This is a genomic window from uncultured Actinomyces sp. (genome assembly GCF_963526355.1).
Taxonomy (GTDB): domain Bacteria; phylum Actinomycetota; class Actinomycetes; order Actinomycetales; family Actinomycetaceae; genus Actinomyces.
Window position 1 is genome coordinate 1 of sequence record NZ_CAUROW010000082.1, and the last position, 7,934, is coordinate 7,934.

At 70.4% G+C, this 7,934-nt stretch carries 3 protein-coding genes and 1 pseudogene; 1 reads left to right on the plus strand and 3 read right to left on the minus strand.

All coding sequences use genetic code 11. The annotated features are described in order from the left end of the window. The coding region (locus RWR81_RS11210) for a beta-galactosidase (RefSeq protein WP_314457801.1) at nt 1–1,927 on the minus strand (1,927 nt) is incomplete at its 3' end. Nucleotides 1,928–1,988: 61 nt separating this feature from the next. After that, entirely contained in the window at nt 1,989–4,406 is a 2,418-nt protein-coding gene (locus RWR81_RS11215) for an exo-alpha-sialidase (protein ID WP_314457802.1), read from the minus strand. A gap of 152 nt (nt 4,407–4,558) precedes the next feature. Between RWR81_RS11215 and RWR81_RS11220 the strand changes: the two genes are divergently transcribed. Beyond that, nucleotides 4,559–5,539 carry a DUF4862 family protein gene (locus RWR81_RS11220; protein WP_314457803.1) on the plus strand — a complete coding sequence of 327 codons (981 nt, stop codon included), beginning with the start codon at nt 4,559–4,561 and terminating at the stop codon, nt 5,537–5,539. 126 nt (nt 5,540–5,665) lie between these two features. Here the strand turns inward: RWR81_RS11220 and RWR81_RS11225 are convergent. After that, nucleotides 5,666–7,934: pseudogene (locus RWR81_RS11225) on the minus strand (DNA-directed RNA polymerase subunit beta'); the annotation flags it as partial.

The following is a 7,934-nucleotide window of genomic DNA, read 5'->3' on the forward strand; positions in this document are numbered from 1 at the left end:
CGCCGCGGCCATCGAAGACCGCCACCACCTCGACCGGTTCCCCGCCCCACCCGGCTTCGATCCCGCCGGGCGCCTCGTCGACCCGGACCTCCTCGGCCCAGCCACCGGCGCGCAGGTCGGGGGTGGGGGTGCCCATCCGGTCCAGGACCCGGCGCAAGGGCTCGCCGGCCGCCTCCAGTCCCGTCCAGGACTCGGCGGCAGGGGTCCCGACGGCGCGGCTGAGGCGGTTGACGAGCGTCCCTCGCGGGTCGTCGTCACTCACCGGTCCGCTCAGGGCGGCGTGGTCGGTGACCCGAACCCCGAGCAGCGGCCTCAGCGACCCCAGGTAGCCGCCCAGGACCGCACCCGCGTGGGCGTCAACAACCCCGGTGGGACCTACGACAACGACCTGGGTACCCACAGCCACGGCCTGCTCCAGGCGCCGCGCGAGCCCGGGATAGTCGATGAGGATGGCGGGAACAATGATGAGGCGGTAGCCGGTCAGGTCCGCTCCCGGATCGGCGCCCGCCGGGACGATGTCGGTGGCGATCCCGGCCTCCCACAGGCTGCGGTGCCAGGCGCGGGCCGTCTCGAAGCACTCACCGAACCCGACCGGCCCGATGATCGAGCTCATGGCCCACTGGCTCTCCCAGTCCAGGATGACAGCCGCCTCGGCGTGCACCGGCTCGCCCAGGACCGCCCCGAGCCGCTTCAGGGCCCGCCCGGTGGACACCACCTCGTCCCAGGTGCGGCTGGCGCGCCCGGCGTGGGGGACCATGCCGGAGTGAAAGGTCTCGGCGCCCCGGCGGGACTGGCGCCACTGGAACTGCAGGACGCCGTCGGCGCCATGGGCCACGCGCGCCAGCGACCACAGGAGGAGCTGTCCTGGACGCTTGGGCGAGTTGCGCCCACGCCACTGGACGGCGCTGGGGGCCTGCTCCATGAGGATCCAGGAGCGGCCACCCGCCAGGCCGCGCATGACGTCACCGGCCCAGGCGACCTCATGCGCGGCGGCCGGGTCGGCGGGGTCGGGGTAGGAGTCGTCGGAGATGATGTCCAACGACTCGGCCCAGCGCCAGTAGTCGGTGGCCGGGAAGCCTCCCATGAAGTTGGTGGTCACCGGCAGGTCAGAGTGCTCGCGCAGAACGCGGGCCTCGGCCTCCATGAGGCTGCGCAGCTGGTGATCGCTGAAGCGCCTCCAGTCCAGGAGCTGAGCAGGGTTGTGAAAGGTGGGCATGGCCGCCGGCGGGGCGACCTGTTCCAAACTCGTGTAGCGCTGGGACCAGAAGTCGGTGCCCCAGGCGGCGTTGAGGCGCTCGACGTCGCCATAGCGCTCGGCCAGCCAGCCCCGGAAGGCCTGGGCGCAGGCGGAGCAGAAGCACTCGGCCGTGTGGCAGCCGTACTCGTTGCCGATGTGCCACATGACGACGCCGGGGTGGCTCCCCAGACGCTCGGCCAGCACCCCGGCCAGGGCGGCGGAGCGCTCCCGGTAGACGGTCGAGCTGGGGCAGTACTGCTGGCGCGAGCCGAGGCCCAGGCGCACGCCAGCGGCGTTCATCGGCAGGGACTCGGGGTGGTCGGTGGCCATCCAGACGGGCGGCGAGGCGGTGGCGGTGGCCAGGTCGACGGCAATGCCGGCGTCGTGGAGACGGTCCACGATCCCCACCAGCCAGTCGAGCTCGTAGGTGCCCTCACGAGGCTCGAGGCGCGCCCAGGAGAAGATCCCTAAGGAGACCAGGTTGACGCCGGCCTCGGCCATGAGCTCGAGGTCCTCGGCGAGAGTGGCCTCGTCCCACTGCTCGGGATTGTAGTCGCCGCCGTAGGCGGGGCTGGTCAGCCCCAGCAGCTCGTGGGGCGCGGGGCGGCGCGCGGCCGCATCAGGACCGGGCGCCTGCTCGGGCTGGGGCATGGAGGCTGCCGCGGAGGCTGAGGGCGAGGGGATCGTCATGGGGCGATTCTCCCCCACTGCCCACGCCCCGGCGCCCGGATCGGGCGGCTGCACGCGGGATTCAGCTGATCGTTGAGCGCGAGCTCGTCAGCCAGGCCAGCGGCACCGTGGTGAGGAACAGCCCCTGCCACTCGCGTTCCCACAGCAGGGCGATGTCGCCATCGGGAAGCTGGGCCATGCACTGGTAGACGTAGTGGCGCGGGTTGATGACCCGGTTGTGGGGCCAGGTGGCGCCGTCGTCGTGGCTCAGGCGCATGACGCCGCAGCCGCGGAAGGGCAGCATCTGGGAGGCGTTGGCGAAGACGATGCTCCTGCTGCCGGGGTCGGCGATGCCGGCAACGTCATTGGCACCGGTGACGGCGATGGCGTTGGGCTGGGAGAAGATCTCGGGGAGCTGCTCGTCATAGTCGACCGCTCCCCAGGTGGCACCGCCGTCGCGGGAGACGGCGTGGGCGACCCGCCCGGAGGGGTGCTGGTTACGGGCCCAGACGTGCACGGCGCCGTCGGATCCTTCAACCAGGACGGACTCGTACAGACTGGCCCGCTCGTCGGCCAGGTCGCGCGAGGAGACGACCGCGCCCAGCACCTCGCGCCCGTCATTGGGCGAGGCGCCCAGGGTCCAGGTGATCCCGCCGTCGTCGGAGTAGATGGCGGCGCAGGACAGGAAGCCGGTGCCGCCGGCCTCGTGGCTGTAGTAGACGGGGACGAGGATGCGCCCGGAGTGCTCCGGTCCGGTCAGCTGGATGGCGTTGCCGGGTCCGGTGCCCAGGAAGCACATCCAGTCGGCCTTGACCTGGGCGGTGATGTCGATCGGCTCGGACCAGGTGGCGCCGTCGTCGTCGGAGGTGATCATGAGCAGGTGGGAGCCGCGGTGCTGGAAGATGCAGTCCTCGGGGGCCTGCTCGTAGGCGAGGTAGATGCTGCCGGCCGCCTCGCCGCCCAGGAGGACGTCGCCGGTGCAGGCGCCAGTGGCGTCGTCGTCGCCCAGGACGACTCGGTAGTCGGTGGGCTCGCCCGCGGTGGTCACCACGGTGCCGTCGAGCTCGACGGCGAACAGCTCTCCGGCGCGGTTGTGCAGCACACGGCGCCCCTGGGCGTCGAAGCCGGTGCCGACGGCGGCGTTGGGCTGGCCGATGCCGCCGGGGAACTGGTCGACCAGGCAGATGACGCGTCCGCTGGAGCGGTCCTGGACCAGGACGGAGTCGATGAGAGAGGCTCCCAGCGCCCCGGTTCCCGGCAGTGAGAGCAGGGTGCGCATCTCCTCCCAGGTCTGCCCGCCGTCGAGGCTGCGGCGCATGACGAGGTTGATGTCGTTGGGGGCGTCGTTGGGGATGGAGACCCGCTGGTCGGCGCCGGCCAGGACGACGCCGCTGTCCAGGGTGAGCAGGGAGGGGATCCGGTAGGACTCGGCGCCGTGGTAGCCGGTGTCGAACAGGGCGCGCGTAGGCAGCGGGGCCGCACCGGCCAGCCGCTTGATCTGAGCGTCGGTGAGGCCGGCGTCGTAGATCATGGCGGTCTGGGCCTCACCGAAGAGACGCTTGCCGTCCAGGTCCGCGCCCACGACCACGCGGGCCACCGGCGCGATGTCGGCCAGGAAGGCGCCGCCGGGGGCGTGGGCGACCTGGTAGCCGTCGACGTGGATCTCCACCGCGCCGCGCGCCGAGGTCACGACGACGTCGTGCCAGGTCCCGTCGTCCCAGTGGCCCGGGGCTCGTACCTCGATGAGGGGCCCGGTCTCAGGCGAGGCGGCTCTGGGCAGGACCCGGTAGGTCAGGCCCCCGGCGTCAATGTCGAGGTGCAGGGTGCCGACCTGCCCGCAGGCGGCGATGACCGTGCCGGCCTGGCCCCGACCTCGGGTGCGGAACAGGGCACGGATGGCGCCGGCGGCCAGGGCGCCGGTGCGGCGGGCGTCTCGGGCGGAGAGCTCACTGGCCGCGAACTGCACCAGCGGAGCGGCGGCCAGGGACTGGGCCATGACGGCGCGGTCGCTGAGGGGCTCGGCCCAGGCGGCCAGGCGTGTCACCTCCGCGATCCCGTCGGGGTCGATGCTCACGTCGGTCAGGCCGATCTGGGCGAGGAAGGCGGTCAGGGTGGTGGAGAAGCACTCGTAGCCGTCGGCGTAGAGGTGGGTTCCGGTCTCGTTGACGGTCAAGGCGATCGTGTGGGGGCGTCCGTCGTCCAGACCCAGGGCGTCCTCGGCGTCGAGAAGGCGTTGCTCGACGTCGTTGCCCGCCTCCGCCTCAACCTCTGACTGCGATGCCTGGTTGGGGCCGAGGCGCTGCTCCCCATAGAGGCGGCCTCCGCGCAGAGACAGCGAGATCCACCCGTTGCTGCCGGTGAGCGTCATGAGGGCGGCGTCAGCCCGGACGGCGACGTCGAGGAGGATGGTGCCGCGCTCGCAGGCGGCCAGGGCGGCGAGGTCGCGCTCGCCGATGCTCAGGGGAGAGGAGGTCTCGGAGGCGGTGAGGTCGAAGAGCATGGGCGCAGTCCCTAGGAACAGTATCGACTTTCCGGCGGATTGATGCGGTGAAGTGCAGCCTGCGCGCGACGGTGCGCGATCACGCCTTCCAGTCATATGATGTCTGATGTATCGCGCATTGTAGCACGATCCCAGAACCTCAAGGAGACCACATGTCCGCCGCCTCAGAGAATCGGACTGAGAAGCCCGCCGAGAACTTGGCTGAGAAACCCGCTGAACGCCGCGCCGTACCGTTCGTCGTCGGCGCCTACCCCATGCTCCCCCCTGACGACGATGATCGGCGCGGGGCCGCCGCCCTTTACACCGCGCTGGCCGACCTCGGCTGGGTCGACGGCATCGAGCTGCCCTTCCGGGAGGCGCTCGACGCACCCACGCCATGGCTGGCCGAGCAGCTGGCGGGACGCTTCACTCAGTGCGTCGTCACGGCGATTCCGGGAACCATGGGACGCGCCGGAGCGGACCCCGCCTTCGGTCTGGCCTCTCCCGACGACGACGGCCGCAACCAGGCCCTGGCCTACACCCGTTCACTGCTGGAGGCAGTCGACCGCCTGCACGAGGCTGCGGGCCAGCAGGTCGTCACCCGGGTGGAGCTGCACTCGGCGCCCCATCACCAGGCCGATGCCGAGGCCTTCCACGCCTCCTTGAGCGAGCTGGCCGAGGACTTCTCCTCCCGGAGCCTGGGAATGATCGTGGAGCACTGCGACGCCGAGAGCGGCGTGGGCCCCTCGGAGAAGGCCTTCCTACCGCTGTCCCAGGAGATCGCCGCCTGCCGGGACACCCCGGCGCTCATCACCGTCAACTGGGGGCGCTCGGTCATTGAGACCCACGACCCGGCCACTCCGGAGAGCCATGTGCGCGAGCTCGTCGAGGCTGGCCTGCTGGGCGGCGTCATGATCTCGGGCGCAGGCCCTGATGAGACCCAGTGGGCCTGGGCGTGGGCCGACGCGCATCTGCCACTGGTCGAGCACGAGCCGACCAGCTGGCTCACGCCGGAGCGGGTGGCCGCCACGATGCGTGCGGCCGGTTCCACCCAGGCCTACGAGGGCCTCAAGATCAACACCCCGGCCAGTGCCTCCCTGGAGGAGAAGCTCGCCTGGATCGACCGCGTCCACGAGACCATGCTCACCGACTGAGCCACCTCCGAGGTCCGCCCCTCCCCCATCACACACCTATGAAACGGCGTCCGGCCCCCTCCCCCACCGGGGAGCGGGCCGGACGCTATGCGAGTCTCAGGCCGCGTGGGCCAGGAGCGGACTCGATCAGAACTCGATGTTCTCGCTGCTGGAGAAGCCGGTGCGGAAGTCGTCGGAGAAGTCCGCACGCAGGTCGCCGCCGAAGTGGAAGTCATCCAGGGCGACGGACTCGCCGAAGACGCCGTCCCCCAGGTCCACACGGGAGAAGACCTCGGCCTTGACCTCCTCGGTGGGCTCGACCTCGATGTCCGAGTAGCGGGCCAGGCCCGTACCGGCGGGGATGAGCTTACCGAGGATGACGTTCTCCTTGAGGCCCAGCAGCGGGTCGGACTTGCCGTTCATGGCGGCCTCGGTGAGCACGCGGGTGGTCTCCTGGAAGGAGGCGGCGCTCAGCCAGGAGTCCGTGGCCAGCGAGGCCTTGGTGATGCCCATGAGCTCGGTCCGGCCGGTGGCGGTCTTACCGCCCTCGGCCATGACCCGGCGGTTCTCGGCGCGGTAGTGCATGACGTCGACCAGATCGCCCTGGAGGAGGTGGGTGTCCCCGGAGTCCAGCACGGTCACGCGGCGCAGCATCTGGCGCACGATGACCTCGATGTGCTTGGAGTGGATGTCCACGCCCTGGGAGCGGTAGACCTCCTGGACCTCTTCGACGAGGTGGCGCTGAGTGGCGGCCACCGAGCGCAGGCGCAGGACCTTCTTGGGGTCGACCGGCCCCTCGGTGAGGGCCTGACCGGGCTCGACGTGGTCGTCATCGGTCACCAGCAGGCGCTGACGGCGCGAGACCGGGACGATGACGTCCTCCTCGCCGTCGTCGCGGGTGATGACCAGGCGCTTGCCATCGGCGTCGTCCTCGATCTTGAGGGTACCGGCGGCCTCGGCCACGGCGGCCTCGCCCTTGGGGGTGCGGGCCTCGAAGAGCTCCTGAACACGGGGCAGACCCTGGGTGATGTCGGCGGCGCCGGCCGCACCACCGGTGTGGAAGGTACGCATGGTCAGCTGCGTGCCGGGCTCGCCGATGGACTGGGCGGCAATGATGCCGACGGCCTCACCGATGTCGACGCGCTTACCGGTGGCCAGCGAGCGGCCGTAGCAGGCGGCGCAGGTACCGACGTTGGAGTCGCAGGTGAGCACGGAGCGGACCGTGATCTCCTCGATGCCCGCGTCGATGGCGGCCTGGATCTCAGCGTCACCAAGGTCGGTGCCGGCCTCGATGACGATGTTGCCCTCAGCACCGATGGCGTCGCGAGCCAGGGTGGTGCCGAACACGGTGGTGCCCAGGATCTCCGAGGGCTCCTTGATGAGCTCGTCGCCGGCCTCGATCCAGGAGAAGATCCGCTTGGTCAGGCCCTTACGGGTGCCGCAGTCCTCCTCGCGGACGATGACGTCCTGGGAGACGTCGACCAGACGACGCGTGAGGTAGCCGGAGTCCGCGGTACGCAGCGCCGTGTCCGCCAGCCCCTTACGGGCGCCGTGGGTGGCGATGAAGTACTCCAGGACGCTCAGGCCCTCGCGGTAGTTCGACTTGATGGGGCGCTCAATGAGGCGTTGCTTGGGGTCGGCCACCAGCCCGCGCATACCGGCGAGCTGGCGGATCTGGTCCCAGTTGCCTCGGGCCCCGGAGACTACCATCTGGTAGACGGTGTTGCGCTGCGGGAAGTTCTCGCGCATCGCCTCGGCGACCTCAGCAGTGGCCTTGGTCCAGATGTCGATGAGCGAGGCGTAGCGGTCGTCCTCGGTGAGGGCACCGAGCTCGAACTGCTCCTCGATCTCAGCGGCCTCGTTCTCATAGCGGATGAGGATCTCCTGCTTGACCGCCGGAGAGACGACGTCAGCGAAGGCGACGGTGATGCCGGACCAGGTGGACCAGTAGAAGCCGTTGGCCTTGAGGGCGTCAAGGGAGGCGGCCACCTCGACGCGGGAGTAGTTCTCCGCCAGGGCGTTGACGATGTTGCCCAGCTGCTTCTTGTCCACGACGTAGTTGACGTAGGGGAAGGTCTCGGGCAGCGAGGTGTTGAACAGGGCCCGACCCAGCGAGGTGCGCAGGGTGATCGGGTCGCCCTCACTCCAGTCCTCGGGCGGCTGCCAGCCCTCGGGTGCGGCGATGCCCTCCTCGAAGCGGATGTCGCAGGCGGCATTGACGTGGAGCTTGCCGAAGTCGTAGGCCATGACCGCCTCCGCGAAGGAGGAGAAGGCCGGGACGATCTCGTTGCCCTCGGCGTCGCGCTCGACCTCGACCGCCGGGTCGGGGTCGGAGGTGAGGTAGTAGGTGCCGATGATCATGTCCTGGCTGGGCATGGTCACGGGGCGCCCGTCGGAGGGCTTGAGGATGTTGTTG

Coding starts and splice junctions, on each gene's coding strand:
- RWR81_RS11215 (WP_314457802.1), bottom strand. CDS start 4,406: ATGCTCTTCGACCTCACCGCCTCCGAGACCTCCTCTCCCCTGAGCATC.
- RWR81_RS11220 (WP_314457803.1), top strand. CDS start 4,559: ATGTCCGCCGCCTCAGAGAATCGGACTGAGAAGCCCGCCGAGAACTTG.